General features: G+C 45.6%; 15 protein-coding genes, 1 pseudogene and 1 other annotated feature (1 of these 17 cut by a window edge). Of the genes and pseudogenes, 5 read left to right on the top strand and 11 right to left on the bottom strand.

What is annotated here, in order from left to right; genetic code table 11:
* Positions 1-234, bottom strand: a binding site (T-box leader); it reaches 21 nt to the left of the window's first position.
* Between the two features lie 195 nt (positions 235-429).
* Positions 430-1464: a helix-turn-helix domain-containing protein gene (locus G5B47_RS06340; RefSeq protein WP_165095775.1), complete on the top strand. Its 1035-nt coding sequence runs from the start codon at positions 430-432 to the stop codon at positions 1462-1464.
* 534 nt (positions 1465-1998) lie between these two features.
* Here G5B47_RS06340 and G5B47_RS06335 read toward each other — a convergent pair.
* Positions 1999-2256: pseudogene (locus tag G5B47_RS06335) on the bottom strand (CD3324 family protein); the annotation flags it as partial.
* Positions 2257-2267: 11 nt separating this feature from the next.
* A complete protein-coding gene (locus G5B47_RS06330) occupies positions 2268-2972 on the bottom strand; it encodes a hypothetical protein (RefSeq protein ID WP_165095772.1) in 705 nt (234 codons plus the stop codon).
* Between the two features lie 262 nt (positions 2973-3234).
* On the opposite strand from G5B47_RS06330, the gene G5B47_RS26155 reads away from it, so the two are divergent.
* Positions 3235-3411 (top strand): transposase, encoded by a 177-nt coding sequence (locus G5B47_RS26155; RefSeq protein ID WP_407945216.1) that lies wholly within the window; start codon positions 3235-3237, stop codon positions 3409-3411.
* Positions 3412-3559: 148 nt separating this feature from the next.
* Here G5B47_RS26155 and G5B47_RS06320 read toward each other — a convergent pair whose 3' ends face one another.
* The gene (locus tag G5B47_RS06320; RefSeq protein ID WP_165095767.1) at positions 3560-4330 is read right to left on the bottom strand and encodes a phosphotransferase enzyme family protein; all 771 of its coding nucleotides are present in this window, start codon (positions 4328-4330) and stop codon (positions 3560-3562) included.
* A gap of 141 nt (positions 4331-4471) precedes the next feature.
* On the opposite strand from G5B47_RS06320, the gene G5B47_RS06315 reads away from it, so the two are divergent.
* Together G5B47_RS06315 and G5B47_RS06310 are read left to right on the top strand one after the other, a co-directional pair.
* Positions 4472-5299, top strand: a complete 828-nt coding sequence (locus G5B47_RS06315; RefSeq protein WP_165095764.1) for a MerR family transcriptional regulator — start codon at positions 4472-4474, stop codon at positions 5297-5299.
* 146 nt (positions 5300-5445) lie between these two features.
* Positions 5446-6210, top strand: a complete 765-nt coding sequence (locus G5B47_RS06310; RefSeq protein ID WP_165095762.1) for an SDR family oxidoreductase — start codon at positions 5446-5448, stop codon at positions 6208-6210.
* A gap of 58 nt (positions 6211-6268) precedes the next feature.
* Here G5B47_RS06310 and G5B47_RS06305 read toward each other — a convergent pair whose 3' ends face one another.
* Together G5B47_RS06305 and G5B47_RS06300 are read right to left on the bottom strand one after the other, a co-directional pair.
* Positions 6269-7825: a malate:quinone oxidoreductase gene (locus G5B47_RS06305; protein WP_165095759.1), complete on the bottom strand. Its 1557-nt coding sequence runs from the start codon at positions 7823-7825 to the stop codon at positions 6269-6271.
* Between the two features lie 357 nt (positions 7826-8182).
* Positions 8183-9058 (bottom strand): MerR family transcriptional regulator, encoded by an 876-nt coding sequence (locus G5B47_RS06300; protein ID WP_165095756.1) that lies wholly within the window; start codon positions 9056-9058, stop codon positions 8183-8185.
* Positions 9059-9159: 101 nt separating this feature from the next.
* On the opposite strand from G5B47_RS06300, the gene G5B47_RS06295 reads away from it, so the two are divergent.
* Positions 9160-10170, top strand: a complete 1011-nt coding sequence (locus tag G5B47_RS06295) for an AraC family transcriptional regulator (RefSeq protein ID WP_235957106.1) — start codon at positions 9160-9162, stop codon at positions 10168-10170.
* Positions 10171-10281: 111 nt separating this feature from the next.
* Here the strand turns inward: G5B47_RS06295 and G5B47_RS06290 are convergent, their stop codons facing one another.
* The 6 genes from G5B47_RS06290 to G5B47_RS06265 all read right to left on the bottom strand — a co-directional run bounded on the left by G5B47_RS06290 (position 10282) and on the right by G5B47_RS06265 (position 16271).
* A complete protein-coding gene (locus G5B47_RS06290) occupies positions 10282-11448 on the bottom strand; it encodes an acyltransferase family protein (protein ID WP_165095754.1) in 1167 nt (388 codons plus the stop codon).
* A 278-nt stretch (positions 11449-11726) separates the two neighbouring features.
* Positions 11727-12476, bottom strand: coding sequence for a glycerophosphodiester phosphodiesterase (locus G5B47_RS06285; RefSeq protein WP_165095752.1), 750 nt, complete (start codon positions 12474-12476; stop codon positions 11727-11729).
* Positions 12476-13405, bottom strand: a complete 930-nt coding sequence (locus tag G5B47_RS06280) for a hypothetical protein (RefSeq protein ID WP_165095749.1) — start codon at positions 13403-13405, stop codon at positions 12476-12478. The genes G5B47_RS06285 and G5B47_RS06280 overlap by 1 nt, the downstream gene beginning before the upstream one ends.
* A gap of 6 nt (positions 13406-13411) precedes the next feature.
* Positions 13412-14230 (bottom strand): inositol monophosphatase family protein, encoded by an 819-nt coding sequence (locus G5B47_RS06275; protein ID WP_165095747.1) that lies wholly within the window; start codon positions 14228-14230, stop codon positions 13412-13414.
* Positions 14231-14268: 38 nt separating this feature from the next.
* Complete coding sequence (locus tag G5B47_RS06270) at positions 14269-15114, bottom strand: ABC transporter permease (RefSeq protein ID WP_165095744.1); 846 nt, start codon at positions 15112-15114, stop codon at positions 14269-14271.
* Positions 15111-16271 (bottom strand): extracellular solute-binding protein, encoded by a 1161-nt coding sequence (locus tag G5B47_RS06265; protein ID WP_165095741.1) that lies wholly within the window; start codon positions 16269-16271, stop codon positions 15111-15113. Before G5B47_RS06265 ends, G5B47_RS06270 begins: the two co-directional genes overlap by 4 nt.
* Between the last annotated feature and the right edge of the window lie 12 nt (positions 16272-16283).

Below are 16283 nucleotides of genomic sequence, written 5' to 3'. Positions count from 1 at the left end.
GTGCCACCCCAGGTTCATTAATATGTCGCCATATTAACCTCTTTAAGTACGGCATTGCAGGCAATGCTTATACTCTAGCTCAATAACGGGAGCTCCCGTCATGCCATCCCCCTTGAAGGTTCCGGCATGCTGCTCAGAGGCTTGGTTCGGGAAATTGCTCTTTGCTCCTTTTCACCTACCGGAGCTCTCTGTGCAAGAACGTCACTTCCTTACTCTTCTCATCATCGCGTTTTCATGTTATCGATAGGATATCAATTATTCCCATTTTTGTAAACCCATATTCATAGTATTTGTTCCAAGTACATACATACGACTACTAATGTAACTGATAAGTTCATTCACTTAACCACGCGGTCATTGAGGGTATTTTATTCGAAAAGCTATAATGCAATTGACTAGTCGAAATGATAAAAATTGGAGGTTATCCAAGTGAATTTTGAGATAGGGAAAAAAATCAGGACCTTGCGTTTACAAAAAGGAATGACCCAGGAAGAGCTTGCGTCCAAACTGAATATGTCATCCCAAGCAATATCCAAGTGGGAAAACAATGTAACCATGCCTGATATCCAAATCCTCCCTGATTTATCTGTTATTTTAGGTGTTACAATTGATGAGCTATTTGCATTAACCGATGACACCCATTTAATACGTATTGAAAATATGATTAGTAATGTACATTTTATATCCAAAGATGATTTTGACTATGCGGAACAATTTCTGAAGGAAAGGCTGAATGACGAGGAGAGAAAATCCCAATGTCTCACCTTGCTGGCGGAACTGCACATTCATCGTTCAGATGAGCACCGTGAAATAGCCTCCCATTATGCCAAGGACGCACTGATCCTAGCTCCAGATAAGAAAAGGAATCATAACGCTCTGCGGGATGCAGAGAACGGAGTCATTTTCGACTGGAACTTCTCAAATCACCATAAGCTCATCGAGTATTACAAAAATTTCGTGCCCAATTATCCGGACTACTGGCGAGGTTATGTATGGCTGATGAACTACTTCATTGCAGATGGCAGATGTGCTGAAGCCAAAGAAACCCTGGAACAACTGAACAGCATCCATCCAGGCTATTTGTATCCACTATATGGAGGTCTGATCTGTAAGGAAGAAGGCAAGCTTTCTCAAGCATTAGCTCTGTGGGAGCAGATGACGGAACGGTACTCTCACGAATGGCTTGCATGGTCCTCCAGAGGGGACTGCATGGCTAAACTTTGCAGATATGACGAAGCCATAGAATATTACACCAAAGGTTACGAGCTTCAACCACACCCCAAATATACAGATTCATTGCAAGCGATTTCTCATATTTATGAGATCCAGGGGAAGTATGATAAGGCTATTGAAAAGCTTCAAGAAATCATTGTCCTGTTGGAAAAGGATTGGAAGGTTACGGAAGGGAAGACCATTGATTATTATAAAGGGGAGATTGAAAATTTAAAGATATTGCTGAAATAAATAAAATGGCCGAAGAAGTTGGCATGAGCGACCGGCCCCTTCCGCCAAAACGGCGGAGGGGCTTGCCATTACTTGCAGTACGCATTCATCAAATTATACTTTATTAACATAAATAAACAGATTTCCATAGTACTTCATGAATCTTTTATACTCAGTATTTCCTTTCAAAACGATGATGGTGGGATAGGCATTGATTTTACGTTGTTTTAGTGAAGCCAACAGTTCCCGCTGTACGGTACAATAAAACATTCCTTCCTCATATCGAATAAGAAGTGGTGGTTTCGCAGATACATTATCATCATTTTCAACTACCTGGTTCGTCCCAATATCGGATTCTTCGCGCCGAATGAGACGCAATGGAAACTTAACTACACCGAAATAGAGAGAATCTACCTTCATGAAATCTTTCATAATGGGAGCAGCCTTCCGGGTAAGCAGGAAATAGCATTGAACCCACTCTTCGATCATCCCGGCATTCGCATAGGATACAGCTGATTCTAGTGTCGGAGCATAAGTTAAATACTTATGATTATTCTTCGAATAGATGATTTTCTTAATGGAATCCAAGGATAAGAAGTATTCGTCCGCAAGTTCCGAAACTGTCAGCCCATGAGCGTACTTATTGCGAATCATTCGATTGCGCTTCTGCAGTTGATCCCGGTAGCCGGACGTTTCCCCCCAAGCCCTTTTTTCCTCCCCGGAGGGAATATATAGAAGTTTCCCTGCCGCGTATTTCTGGATTTCTTTCAATAGTTCCTCGGGAATGATATCGCTGGCATTTTCATATTTCATCTTATCACCATCTATAAGGCGTATATTCGATCTTTCAGCTCGCTGATCGATTTCATGATTGATGCACAGGACTCCGTATCATCAATCGATGCGTGCCAACGCAAGACATCGATCCCTTTATAATAAGCCATACATAAGAACCTCTCTTGAAAATCCGGTATAAGGATGTTCCTTTTCTTACAATACTCGAAAAACAATTCCGGGATGTGCAAGTACGGCTTATTCAAATCCATAATGGCAAAATCGAGAAGGAAATCGCAGATGCCGGATCTGCTCCAGTCAGGGAAGCCGACCGTCGTCTTGCCATCCGTGATCATATTGGCGAAGAATGTGTTGTTATACACCAAATAACGTTTTCCTTCACAATACGGGATTCTGTCCTTCATTTCCTGTAAATATTGTTCAAAGAACTCAGGCTCAAGAACCGTTGTCTCGAACATCTCCTTCCAATTATACCAATATCCCTCTTTATCTTCTGCGAATGTATCGATCAGAAACTCCTTACAGGTCTCGTATTCCGTTTTACATTCCTCACTAAACTCACCATAACCCTCTACTCCCTTTATATCGGATGAATGAATTTCCAGGATCTTGTCAAAGAACAACTCATGGCAACCTACAAACTGTTCTTGGTTTAATTGATCGGCGATAAATCCATTCGGCGTCATACTCACCATTCCAGAAAGCATTGATTTAATGATATTATCCTTACCCATTTTTTCCTCCTTTTTCATTCTCAAATTAGAATTCATCAGGTGCGCATCTGATATAGGATAAGGATATCATTGGAACTACGTGGGATATAGGCAATGAATATCTTAAATCAACTTTACACAGGCCCTTGCAAGAGCAGATATATGTATAAGCGATTTTGTTACATTAATATTGCCGCTAGTCTAAAAAGTAGACATAGAGAATCGGGTAGAATGAACATATCCAAATTCGAGGTGCTATCATGACGAAAAAATACGATAAAGAATCAAACTGCAAACCATTCAGATGATCCAGGAAGAAGGAAAGGCGGTGGCGCAGGTTGCCCGCGAGCTGGGGATTTGTAACAACACTTTATACCGTTGGATGAACGACTGGCCCCTTCCACCAAAACGGCGGAGGGGCTTGCCATTACTTGTGGATATGGCTCAACGCACTGTCTGAAGCGGCTAGTTTTAGGGGCCGTCCCGATAGTAATTCCGCTCAGCACCAAAAAGGTACCCCGCTAAACAGAAAATGTTCATCCATCAGAAAACTCGCAAATTCCCTATCGGTTAATTTGTCAAAGGTAGTTGGCACCCACTCACTGGCCTCAGGGACGCGTAATAAGAAATTCAAGGATTCCATCTGTGCCGCAACAAAAAATGCCTCTGTCAGTTTCACATAAAAGGTAGAATCCAAATCCACAGGCACCAAAATCAATCGGTCGTACCTCCTGATTATAAAATAAGATATTAGGGCAGATTAGGTCGGCATGGATCATTCCCCACTTGCCGTTTCTCTTGTCTTGCGAATCAAGAAAACGAATCAGCTTATTCCCTGCTTCTTTTAGCACTCGGAGCGTTTTTTGATTAAAAGAAAATTCGGAGGCTTGATCCAATTGTTCAAGCACCGATGCAATGGCAGATGAATCGTAGGCAGGTCTGGAGAAACCATCCGGTGTTTTCCATCCCGAAGAGTGTTTATGTATTTTCGCTATCATTGTACCGGTATTCTCGGCATCCTCTTTTGTAGGAATATAAGATTTATTCTCCCCTTCCAGCCAACTTGTCAATGTACAAAGCACACCATTTATAATGGTAATATGCTCGCCGTCCGTATTTTTACGGGAAATCGGCACAACTAAATCGGTCTCCGCAGCCAGGGCATCCACCCACTGCAATTGTGACTTGAGGGCCTCATAACTTGTCCATTTGCTGTCCAGAGCGTCATTCTTGGACTTATTAAGATGTAAGGAATAGGTGTGTTGATCGGAGTCGGTTACTTTGTATACGATATTTCCACTTTGTCCGATCAACTGGATCGTATCAACATGAATTGCATACGATTTTAGCGCTTCTGCTGCGGTTAATAAATGATTCACTTTCACTCCCCCACTCAAGCCAATCCATATCGTTTCTCCACAAGTTAAATTATAATTAGGAAATACACACGATTCCTAGCAATCCATGCACGGAAATATCATGTAAGGAGCAGCCGTTTCACGAAAGGAGTCCGTTTCGGTATGTTAAAAATCAGCGCTTTCTCCAAGTTGACCGGGGTCTCCGTTAAAACTTTACGATTTTACGATAACCTGGAGCTGTTAAAGCCCGCCGTCGTAGATGAAAATAATGGCTACCGATATTACACCGAAGAACAGCTTCTAACGGTTAAACGTATCCTCGCCTTGAAAGATCAAGGCTTCACATTAGAGCAAATCAAGCCCCTGCTGGAAGAAAACGTTCTACCGGAGGCAGTAAAGAACCAATTAGCGGATAAAAAGAAAGAACTTGAGCAGGCCATCCATGAAGCGCAAAATCAGCTTAACGAGATCGCTAAAAGGCTGACCCGTGTTGAAGAATTGGAGGAGCATCATCAACATACACTGGCTGCAATTCGGTATGTAGAACCCCAACTCACCGCTTCCATACGTGACACTATCCCACGTACGCAGTTGTGTCTGCTGTTGGACGAAATTGTACAGTACGTCCGTTCCTGCGGGGAGGATGAAGGGCGTTTACTGACGATTGTATGGCATGATTTCGGCAGCATGAATTCAGATCTGGCCGATATCGAGGTCGCCCTGCCTCTAACCAAGGTTATTCCAAGCGGGGGAAGAGTGAAGGTCGGTATCCTCCCTGAATTGAAGGCTGCAGCTTCCCTTGTGCACCAGTGCAACCCCTACCGCAATGATTGTCCGGCTGTCACAGAACTCCTGTCATGGATTCGGTCTCAAAGCCTGGTCCCTTCCACAAAAGAATCGGTCCGCGAAATCTATTTAACTTCAGACAAGGATATGTACGGAACCTTACGGCTGGCTGAGCTGCTCGTCCCAATCGAGCCTACCGGTTAACACTCATTTTGATCCCATGGTTCATTCTGCAAATTGCAAAATGGATCATGGTTTTTTTATGCAAAAAAATCGGTGTTTCCTTGACTCTCCCCTTAACTGGAGGGTGTAAAGTAGTGCTGCACAATAAAGAAGGAGGAGTGGAACCAATGAAACGGCTGGAAGGAAAAATAGCTTTGGTCACAGGAGGAAGCAGAGGGATCGGAAAAGGGATTGCCCTGCGTTTGGCAGAGGAAGGGGCCCTGGTTGCTGTTCATTATGGGAATCGCCGTGATGCGGCGGAAGATGTCGTTCACCTTATTGAAGAAAAGGGAGGGCAGGCCATTGCGATCGGTGCAGGACTCGAGACCACCCTTGGGGTGAAGCAGCTGGTTCAATCCTTGGAGGAAGCACTCCTTCACCGTACCGGAGAAGCCCGGTTTGATATTCTTGTTAACAACGCCGGTATCGGAACTTCAAAATCATTTGAGGAGACAACAGAAGAAGCATTCGACGAGGTATTTGCAGTAAACGTCAAAGCACCGTTCTTCCTTGTCCAGCAGGCATTGCCGATGCTGCGTAACGAAGGACGCATCATTAATATCTCTTCTGGTGTTACACGAATCGCATATCCCCACATTATGGCCTACAATTTGACAAAAGGGGCAATCAATACATTTACCCTGCATCTTGCGCAATTACTGGGACCGCGCGGCATTACGGTTAATGCTGTCCTTCCCGGCATCGTCGATACGGACGTCAATGCCTCTTGGCTGCACACACCGGAAGGGCAGAAGTATGCATCAGAAATGTCGGCCCTCGGCCGGATCGGGCAGCCTTCCGATATCGCGGACATCGTCGCTTTCCTCTCTTCATCAGACAGCCGCTGGGTAACGGGACAAATGGTTGATGCCACCGGCGGTTCACATCTGTAAGCACAAACTTAAGGAGCAGAACCATGGTTCTGCTCCTGTTATTTTTGACAGGGTTAGGTTATAACGGGCGGAATGCCGCTTCCTCTACTTCCGTCACACTTTTATTAGGGGTCTTGCTCTCAGGCTTCCCTATCCCATTCGTTAGCCCGAGCGACCGCGCGGTTGAAGCTTGTATTTCGCTTATAAGCTCCGGGTTTTCAGGCAGCGACACACCGTAAGAAGGAATCATCTCCTTCAGTTTCGGTTCCCACGCTTTGATAAGTTGCGGGAAGCATTTTTCTATGACCTCAAGCATGACGGAAACGGCGGTAGAAGCACCTGGGGAAGCGCCGAGCAATGCAGCGATCGAGCCGTCGGCGGCACTAATCACTTCCGTGCCAAATTGAAGCGTTCCTTTGCCGGAAGCCGTATTTTTGATAATTTGCACACGCTGGCCCGCTACTAATAGCTCCCAATCCTCGCTTTTGGCGTTCGGAACAAATTCCCGCAAAGCTTCCATACGCTGTTCTTTCGATAACATCACTTGCTCGACCAGGTATTTGGTCAGTCCAAAGTTCTTCACGCCTGCCGCCAGCATTGTTACGAGATTATCCGGTTTGACCGAAGTGATCAAATCAAACATCGAACCGAATTTTAAAAACTTGGGCGAGAAGCCGGCAAACGGGCCAAAAAACAACGATTCTTCCTTGTCGATGAATCTTGTGTCCAGATGCGGAACAGACATGGGCGGAGCGCCAACCGCGGCTTTGCCGTAGACTTTGGCATGATGCTGCGCGACAATATCCGGTTTCCGGCACACCATAAACAGTCCGCTTACCGGAAATCCGCCAATGCCTTTTCCTTCAGGAATACCGGATTTCTGCAGCAAATGCAGGCTTCCTCCCCCGCCGCCGATAAAGACGAATTTGGCCGTATGGCGCCCTACGGTACCGCTATCCAGATTCCGCACTTTCAATTCCCACGAGCCGTCGCCGGCACGTTTAATATCATCCACCTGATGGTTGAACTTCAGATCGACGTTGTTACTCTTTAAGTGGTCAAACAAGATGCGCGTCAAAGCGCCGAAATTGACATCCGTTCCCGATTCGATTCTCGTTGCCGCTATCGGCTGATTGAGTGTCCGGTCTTTCATCATAAGCGGAATCCATTTCATCAGTTGTGCCGGGTCATCGGAGAATTCCATCCCTTGAAATAGGGGACTTTTGGAAAGCGCTTCAAATCGTTTTCTTAAAAAGGCTGTATCCTGTTCCCCTTGGACAAAGCTCATATGAGGCACAGGCACGATAAAGTCCCGCGGATTTCGTATCCGCTTGCTGTCCACCAGATAAGACCAAAACTGCTTGGAAACCTGATACTCTTCATTTACGGTTATCGCTTTGCTAATATTGACCGATCCGTCCGGTTGTTCGGCGGTGTAGTTCAGTTCGCACAGCGAAGAATGCCCCGTACCCGCATTATTCCATTCATTAGAGCTTTCCTCTCCTGCGCCCGCGCGCCGCTCAAACACGGTGATTTTCCAGTCCGGCGCTAGTTCCTTGAGCAGTGAACCCAAAGTCACACTCATGATTCCGGCACCAATTAAAATAACGTCGGTTTTCGTTTGTCCGTTGCTCATTTTTACCGTCCTTCTACCCTACAATTTGCAGGAAGGATGTAAGGCGCTCCTGCTTAGGCGCCACAGCAAGCCAGCGCGCGACCTCGCCGCACACTTTTTCTGGATTAATGTTGCCCTAATCTTAGTGTATCACTATTGGTATTAGATTTTAATATTTATCTAATTTTTTATTGGAATAGTGCTGAGTAAATTATGCCAGTGGGTGCTGTGAGCAGGGGATTAGGTTGGGGTTTTTGTTAGTTAGGGTGGGGAGCGGCGAGTTGTTTTAAATGGCAAACGTTAAGGCCATCCAATACGGATGACCTTTTTCTTTAAGCGAATGTTTCCCTATGGACTGCTTCTATGCTGCGCTGAAAATTATTTTACTTCCACCGGTTCGAATAAATTCAGATAATATTTGCTTCCACTATCATCCGGATTGTCATTACGAATATGTTCTTCCAGGCATAGTCTTGAACGGTCAGATTTGTACTTACTGTGCTTTGACAAGTGACGCATTAACGTTTTCCATGAACCGCCTATGTCATCACTGCTTTCTAACATCGCGTACAGGCCGCCGGGTAACACCATTTCTTGTAAATGTGATGGAACATCCACTCCATCCGGAATTGCAGCACACATGCCATATCCATATGGGATACCGGGATGACTTGGCAGCGGCTTCACATTACCACCAAAAAAACGTGCCGTACCCAGTAAGCTTGACGACGTAATCCAATCCAGCACCGGCGCAATTGCCTCATCTTCTGGAGAAACACCTACAGCAATATTATAGGCTACCCTCATAGGAGGCAGGGTGACTATTTTGATAATGTTGTTTTCTTCCGGATTGCTCATTAATAAATCCTCCATTTCCGTAAGGATCTCATCAAGACTTGAGAGACAATCTATGTTTTTCTTATGAAAAAGTTTCAAGACCCGGTCTAATTGCTGTTCAAAAAGCAGGATTTCCGCTCTCTGCAGCTTTAACGTGGAGATTTTATTTTCAATAACCGCGATAAGCCGTGAAGGGGATTGGTTTTCAATAACAGATTTTATATCCTTTATCGGAATATCGATTTTTCGAAGTACTGCAGTAATTCGGATACATAAGAGTGCGTTTTCATCATAAATTCTCCATCCAGAGGTATCCCTTGAACTTTTAAACAATCCTTCTGATTCCCAATGGCGCAAGGTGCGACTCGTCAGTCCCATCTGCTCCGACAACTGATTGATTGCAACAGATCTGTTCATCCAAAGTCTCCTTTCCGAGCTCTCAATGTTATAGTAGCAGTTGACGCTGCGACAATTTCAAGAGTTATCTTTCTGTTCTCCGTCAGGAAAATCCTCATTCCATGGAAAGATTCCAGAATAGCAAAGCTGGAACAGTTAGGTGTTTCGGCTGTTGTTATAATTTAATCAACCGTACGGGGAAAGGGAATGATGGTTTGAACTATAGCGTTGATATCAAACGAAGCATCGAATTTATTGAGGCCAATATCAAGGAAAAACTGACACCAGAAATCGTTTCTCAACATACCGGATACTCTTTGTATCATTTCTGCAGGGTTTTTCAAGTGTGTATGGGAGTTCCTGTCATGGAGTATATTCGAAAGAGACGGTTGTCCTTAGCATCGGTAGAGCTTTATAAAGGCAGAAAAATCATCGATATTGCGTTTGATTACGGTTATGAAACACAAAGCGGATTCACTAAAGCTTTTCGTAAGGAGTATGGCTATAACCCGACACAATATGCAGTAAGGATGGCAGGTGTCAAAAATTATCTTACCGGAGAAAAAAACACTTTAAAATTAGGAGGCTGTTTTATGGTTCCTACAATTATCTCAAAGCCGTCATTTAAAGTTGCCGGTTATGGAATAAAAACGAATATCGCAGATGGAAGTTTTACTAAAGATATCGCTGCATTTTGGAACAATTACGATATTAACGGGTGGGAATGTAAAATGTATGACCAGCTTAATCCTCCGAAACATGGTGAAGTTGGGATCTGTGTACCGGAGTCTAGAGAAAGCGAAAGCTTGGTTTATTTGCTGGGAGTCATTGTTGAAGATTTTGAAAAAGTGACTCCAGACATGATTACTCTTGAAGTACCTGAAGCTACCTACGCTGTATTTACTACTCCTCCTGTGGATGTGACACTCGGAGGAAAAAACGGTAAAGCCAATCAGGAGGATTTCCCCAACGCGATCAGTAAAACATGGAAGTATATCTTTGAGGAATGGTTCAAGGATAGCGGGTATGAGTATGATGAGACCAAATTAGATTTTGAATTCTATGATGAACGTTGCCATTTCCGTCCGGATACAGTTATGGATATCTACGTGCCCGTTATAAAGAAGATTTAAGCAGGAATAGTAAATAGAAAAAGGGCTGTTTTCCCATGAAGCTTTTTTCAGTACGTTTCTAGTCACACTTTAAAAAAACTTGCCGCTATTTGGTACGGTTCCCTGTATTGTCTATAACGGCAAGTTTTCTTCCTTCTTTAAATTCCTAAAACGACTAGAGGCTAAATGAATCAGATGGCTTAAAGCGAAAGTCAGAACGATCCCCCATGCTGAGACTAATAAGAGTTTCGCTACAACCGGCAATACGATATTATTAAACGCATACTGAAGGCAGACGACTACCGGAACATGTAGGACGTAGACTGTGAAGGCATTTTTGGATAATATCTCGGTCCATCGAAAAGTTTTATTTCCAACCTCGCGAAATAAAAAGATCAGGCCGAGTGACAGTCCTATACAGAGAAATGTCTCATAAAATGAATAGGCCAGGGAATTCCAGCTATAGCCGCTTTGAGAGTTGAAACGAATCCACCCCGCATACCTACAGGCTGCCAGGACCACTCCGACTATCAGCCAGATTGTGCCAACAGTACGGCTTAATGTCTGAAGCCACTGACGATGATAAGCAATTATTCCCGCTGTAAAAAAAGCAGCGTACTGGGGGACATGAGCGAATTCTGTCTGGATGATTCCCAAAAAGCCAACCCATTTATCGATAGGATAGTGGAGGCGAATCAAAAATGTTGCCGTTGCCACCAAAAATCCAAATGCAATAATGCCCCCTTGTCCCAAAGGCTTTTTCACCGATATACCGGCCGTCTCTCTTCTTAAAACCTTTCGAATTCCGGTGTAAAGGAATGCATAAACTAACAGGTGCTCAATAAACCACAAATGACCGAATTGCATATCGGGCCATGAGGGTCCCGTCCACCCGTGAGGCTTCCCCCCCAAGCCAAAATAAACCTTCAAATAATAATCCCAGAAAGTCACAATTCCGTAGCTTCTGAAGTTCAGATAATATGCATACATCAATAACGGCATTATCACAAAAAAGCCAAAGAGCAGTGGTAAACCAAGGCGTTTCACCCAGTCTTTGAGAAATCGCGCGGGACCCTTCCTATTAAAAGAAGCCGGAAAAAAATAAGCAGAAATCAGGAAAAAAAGACTCATGAAAAAACCGGCGTTTACCGAAAAAAAAGCTCCAAGATCGATTGCTTCGCGACCTTGGAAATACCAAAATCCGTTAGATCCACCATAAGGCTGCCCTGCGTGATGTGCGATGACAAGAAATGTCAATGCAACTTTTAGATTGTCTAGAAAATGCAGTCTATTGTTCACCAAGTCCTACCTGCTTTCTAGGGGGTAATTTCCATATTATTATAGCACGTTCACGTCAAGACGGGCGCGCGCTCCCCTGTATGATTTGCACGATCGCAACATATGTAAGGCGAATCATTTGTGGCAGGGTTCGAATGAACTACTTGCAAATAGAAAAAAAGGCACAACACCAGTGTGCCTCCCGTGATAAGTTCTGCTAAGCAGATTTTTCCAAACAAAATACTCCCGACATAATGACCGCAGTACCGGAAATCCTTTATATATCGTAACCGGCCGAACTATGCTGGATTCGGCCTGAACTCCGCCAATTCGGACACATTCCGGGTCGTGATGGAGTATACTCCCTTCCCGATAAAGGTCCTCATCCCTTCCCTGTCGTCTACTGTCCACACACAGACAGGAAGACCTCGTGAAGCTGCGTATTCGAGCAATTCCGAGCGGACGAACCGGTAATGGATGTTGATCCCCAAGCAAGAAGCGGCCATTGCCTCTTCACATGTTGCGATGACGGCCTCCTTATAATCCAAAGTCAAGAACAAACCGGCGTCGGCATTTAAGAGTCTCTTTAACTCAGGGTGGGTTCGATATGCCAATAATGCCCGCTCTTTCTCACACCCGGACAAAATAACCTGGTCCAGCATGCCATATCGATTCACCAAATGTGCAGACGCTTCAATGCTATCGTCGGATTTCAAGTCCAAATTGGCCATTTTGCCGGCAGCCTGAAGAAGCTTCAACATATCTTCCAATTTACAGAGCCCGTGAAGTTGGCCGCCATCTCCATGAGCTTTGATTTCAAGCTCCGACAATTCTTTGAAATGGTGTTTGGAGATGAGATATTCCCCGCCGTCAACCGTATAAATCGCATCATCGTGCGCAAGAACAGGTATTCCATCCTTCGTAACACGGATGTCGTCTTCGATGATATCCGCCCCGGCTCGAATCCCTGCTTCCACAGAGAGGAGCGTATTATCCGGTGTATTCATACACCCGGTGTGAGCGGTGATGAGCGGGAAGCGTCCGGCCATCAGGAGTCCTCCTTGTTGCGCGATATATTCCAATATCGTTCCGGCCACTCCATCTTGGGATGGAAATTATAGAGCAGGCCATGCGTGCAGATAACGGCGTTGGCCCAGCGGGTTTTAAACATCAACGGTTTCTTCTCAAGCCAATCAAGCGGATCTACGACATCGGGAAATTCAAGGTATTGATCAAAAGTGCCTTCAAATCCTTTCGGCCAAAACCGCTTTAACGGATGCTCAGGCACTCTTCCCCCGGATTTGACATGCTCGTAGGTCTGCTTCATCCATTCCAGTAAGGTTACATTTGTCAAGGATTCTGTCATGGACTCCCAGCCTTTGAGCAAAGAACCGTGTTTTCCCCATTCAACTCGTACAATCGGACGTTGTTGATTATTCCTCGCTTCCTCTACGGCAGCATCCGAATGGATGACTCTGCTGTGGAAGAACGTCATGACTCGAGTTACCGTCTCTTCTTCGCGGTCATACTCTACCCAAATCTCTTCATGATCGCAGGGCTCGCCATCATCGGGAAAATCGAAATCGTCCTCCCAGAACAGGTGATAGCCAATCAAGGGCTGTTCCGGATGATGCACCGCCACGATATCTTTTAATGGAAAGCACTCTCTCGGATTTACCCGTAACTCGGGACAAAATTTTTTAATCCGTCTTTCCTCGTCCGGAGTGAGCGGCTGCAGCGGATCTTGCTCCAGCACACGGCGATACTGTTCAGCCGCGCGGCGCAAGTTTCCATCCAGATGCAAGTATTCCGCCTGCCAAGCCGTATAGAGAAGATTGTCCGGATCCGCTTTTTTCAGCAGCTCCAGTTGGTCGATGGCTATGAGAAAATAGTCCGTATCTGAGATTTTTCCATTCGATACAAATTGGATCAATTCCTTTTGTGCGTAAGAAAACTCATGTGTATAAATATGAAACATAGCTTCTCATTCCTTTTTTAAGAGTTCCAGCAGTTCATTATGGACCTTTCCATTAGAAGCTACCAAGGTATCATGATGTAATTGATAAGGAGTCCCATCCCTTGTCGTTACTGCCCCACCGGCTTCACTTAAGATCAGAACGCCAGCCGCCGTATCCCACGGGTGTAACCCTCCATGCCAAAAGCCGGTCAGACGCCCCATAGCAATCCAGCAAAGCTCCAGGCTGGCCGCCCCATTCAAACGCACATTCCTGCAGCTTCCTGTGAACCGGTCGATCTCTTGCACTAATTGCGAACCCCGCTTCCAATCCGCAGCTTGAAATCCTGTAGCGAGAAGCGCATCGCCAATCGTCTGTTCATTTCCGACCCGAAGAGGGCTGCCATTTCGGAATGCCCCGAGGTTCAGGGATGCATAGAACAATTCATCCGTTAACGGATTGTATACGACCCCAAGGATCGGCTTCCAATCCTTGACCACCCCGATGGAGACAGCATAATGAGGAATGCCGTGAATGAAATTGGTCGTTCCGTCGATCGGATCAATGATCCAGCCGTAGCCGGATCCTTTCGATAACAGTGCTGCATAAGAATTGGATTGACCCGTGTCTTCTTCGGATAATATCCAGTGATCTTTATATTCCTGTTCGATGTTTCGTTTGATTAACGCCTCGCTTCCCTTGTCCACATCCGTAACCAAGTCGGAAGCATTCTTCTTTTGTTCGATAGGTCCCATATTCAGCGCATGTTCGCGTATATATTGTCCCGCTTTCTTGGCATATCGTATGGCCGATTGAAGCAGTTGTCCGTTCAAATCTTGTTCGTTCAATTCAAATCACCTTCAATGTTTGTCTCGCTAAACCAGGCTCATGATAGCTTTGCGTTCTCTTCTTTGATCATGCTGTGAATATAGAAATACCCCATCGCTGAGCATAGGATGAACGTAAAGAATGCGGCAGCCGCAGCCAGCTGTCTATCTTGGAAAACGCCGAAAATTTGCTCCATGGACACGCCCAGCATTTGCGGCGCATTGGGGCCGATAAGAAACGGGGCCGTAAATGAACCGATGATCCCCATAAATACAAACGTGACAGCCACGAGCATCGTTTTGTAGGTAAGGGGCAACACGAACCGGAAAAATATTCGCAAGCCGCCGGCCCCGACGTCCTTCGCGCTTTCGATAACCGAGTTCGGCACACCGGATAAAGCGGAACTGAGCAGCATCGTCGCAAAAGGAATATTAAACCATAAATTGGCGATAATAATTCCCTTCATGTCGAAAATGATGCGCGGCAACGGCCCCGCATGAGCCATGAGCAAAAGGCGGGCCAACCAACCGTGGTTGCCCAGCAGCTGGATCAAACCGTATGTTGCGATCACGGACGGAATAAAAATCGGGATCATGTAGGTTTCACGGATTATTTTCGCCACCGTGCCGTTATTGAATCTCATATATGCGGCCAGCGCATAGCTGATGATCAGAATAAGGATGACGGAAATGATTGTAACTTTCAAAGTGAACAGGATGTTGGACCGCATCAGCTTATCGGTAAATAAATACGCATAATTGGACAAATCGTAGCCACCGGTCTTGTTGGTCAAGCTTTCTTTGAAAGAAATGATGATCGGAATAACGACGATGACGACCAGCAATAAAAAAGAGGGGAATACCATAAGTAATCCCAGTATCCCCGTTTTCACCTGCTTGCTCATTGGGCAGCGACTTCGCTTTGCCAGCGTTTATTCACTTCTTTGTCCAGCGCGCCGATATTGAACGTGCGGAATCCGGATGCTGCGCCTTTGAAGGCGTCCTGCACATCTTGCGGCATATTCGTCATCTGAATGCCCGGGAAGCCGTGCAAGCTGTTGGCGACAACGGATTGCGCTTCCGGAGACAGCACATAGTTCAGGAATTTATAGATCGCTTCTTTCTTCGTCGACAGCTGGTTCACCATCAAATAGGCGGGACCACCGTTAAATCCAGGGGTGATTTGGGCCATTTTGATCGATTCCGGCAACTGGCCTTTGGATACTTGATCAAGAACCATGTCGGACCATGCCGGAATCATGTCAACTTCGCCGCTGGCCAGCAAATCGAGCGTTCCTTGATTTTTCTTCGGGTAAATGCCATTGCCGTACACATATTTTCCAAGATCCTTCAATGTCGCAATACCTTGATCCCATTGCTTCACAATGCTTGGATCGGAATTGTGAATCGCATCGGCAGGCAACGTTTTATAGAGAGACGTAGTTACAAAAGAGTTTCCGGAACCGCCGGTGGACGGATCGTTATAAGCGAATCTTTGCGGATTCGCCTTGATCCAGGCGTACAATTCATCCAGATTGGCCGGAGGAGTCTTCACTTTGTCGCTGTTATAAGCCAGTACTACGGCAGAGGCGCGATACGGAACCGCCATATTCGCGATATCCTTCATCGTCTCAGCATCTACTTTGCTCAAATTCGGAATTTTATCGGTGCCCAGTGTATCCCACAGGCCGTCTTGTTGGCCGCGCGTCACAGTTGCCAAGGTATCTTCGTAAATATCGATATCGCCGGAGCCTTTATTCGCTTGTTTGGCGGCCATGATGCGGTCATATGTGGGCTGAGCTCCTGTGCCGGAAGCCGTGAATACCAATTTAACTTTCACATCGGTAGCCTGCTGCTCGAATTTCGGAATGACCGTATCCCAGAAATCCTTCACGTTTTGCGAGCTTGTTACATAAAGCGTGATCTCTGTCGGCTGTGCAGTCGCGGCTGCGTCAGCGGAACTTGAATTCTCAGGTGCCTTGCTGCTGCCGCAGCCGGATAAAATAGCGCCTGTGAGGGTAAACAGGGTCGTAAGCATAATGGCTGTTTTCTTGCTAAACATAATGAACTTCCT

The organism is Paenibacillus apii, assembly GCF_011043685.1.
In the GTDB taxonomy this organism is placed as follows: Bacteria; Bacillota; Bacilli; order Paenibacillales; family Paenibacillaceae; genus Paenibacillus_AQ; species Paenibacillus_AQ sabinae.
The sequence above is the reverse complement of the archived record's forward strand: the minus strand, read 5'-3'. Positions and strand labels throughout refer to the sequence as shown.

Excerpts from the sequence above, each read along its gene's own strand:
- G5B47_RS06330 (WP_165095772.1), bottom strand. The coding sequence starts at position 2,972 with ATGGGTAAGGATAATATCATTAAATCAATGCTTTCTGGAATGGTGAGT.
- G5B47_RS06315 (WP_165095764.1), top strand. The coding sequence starts at position 4,472 with ATGTTAAAAATCAGCGCTTTCTCCAAGTTGACCGGGGTCTCCGTTAAA.
- G5B47_RS06310 (WP_165095762.1), top strand. The coding sequence starts at position 5,446 with ATGAAACGGCTGGAAGGAAAAATAGCTTTGGTCACAGGAGGAAGCAGA.
- G5B47_RS06305 (WP_165095759.1), bottom strand. The coding sequence starts at position 7,825 with ATGAGCAACGGACAAACGAAAACCGACGTTATTTTAATTGGTGCCGGA.
- G5B47_RS06300 (WP_165095756.1), bottom strand. The coding sequence starts at position 9,058 with ATGAACAGATCTGTTGCAATCAATCAGTTGTCGGAGCAGATGGGACTG.
- G5B47_RS06295 (WP_235957106.1), top strand. The coding sequence starts at position 9,160 with ATGGAAAGATTCCAGAATAGCAAAGCTGGAACAGTTAGGTGTTTCGGC.
- G5B47_RS06285 (WP_165095752.1), bottom strand. The coding sequence starts at position 12,476 with ATGGCCGGACGCTTCCCGCTCATCACCGCTCACACCGGGTGTATGAAT.
- G5B47_RS06280 (WP_165095749.1), bottom strand. The coding sequence starts at position 13,405 with ATGTTTCATATTTATACACATGAGTTTTCTTACGCACAAAAGGAATTG.
- G5B47_RS06270 (WP_165095744.1), bottom strand. The coding sequence starts at position 15,114 with ATGAGCAAGCAGGTGAAAACGGGGATACTGGGATTACTTATGGTATTC.
- G5B47_RS06265 (WP_165095741.1), bottom strand. The coding sequence starts at position 16,271 with ATGTTTAGCAAGAAAACAGCCATTATGCTTACGACCCTGTTTACCCTC.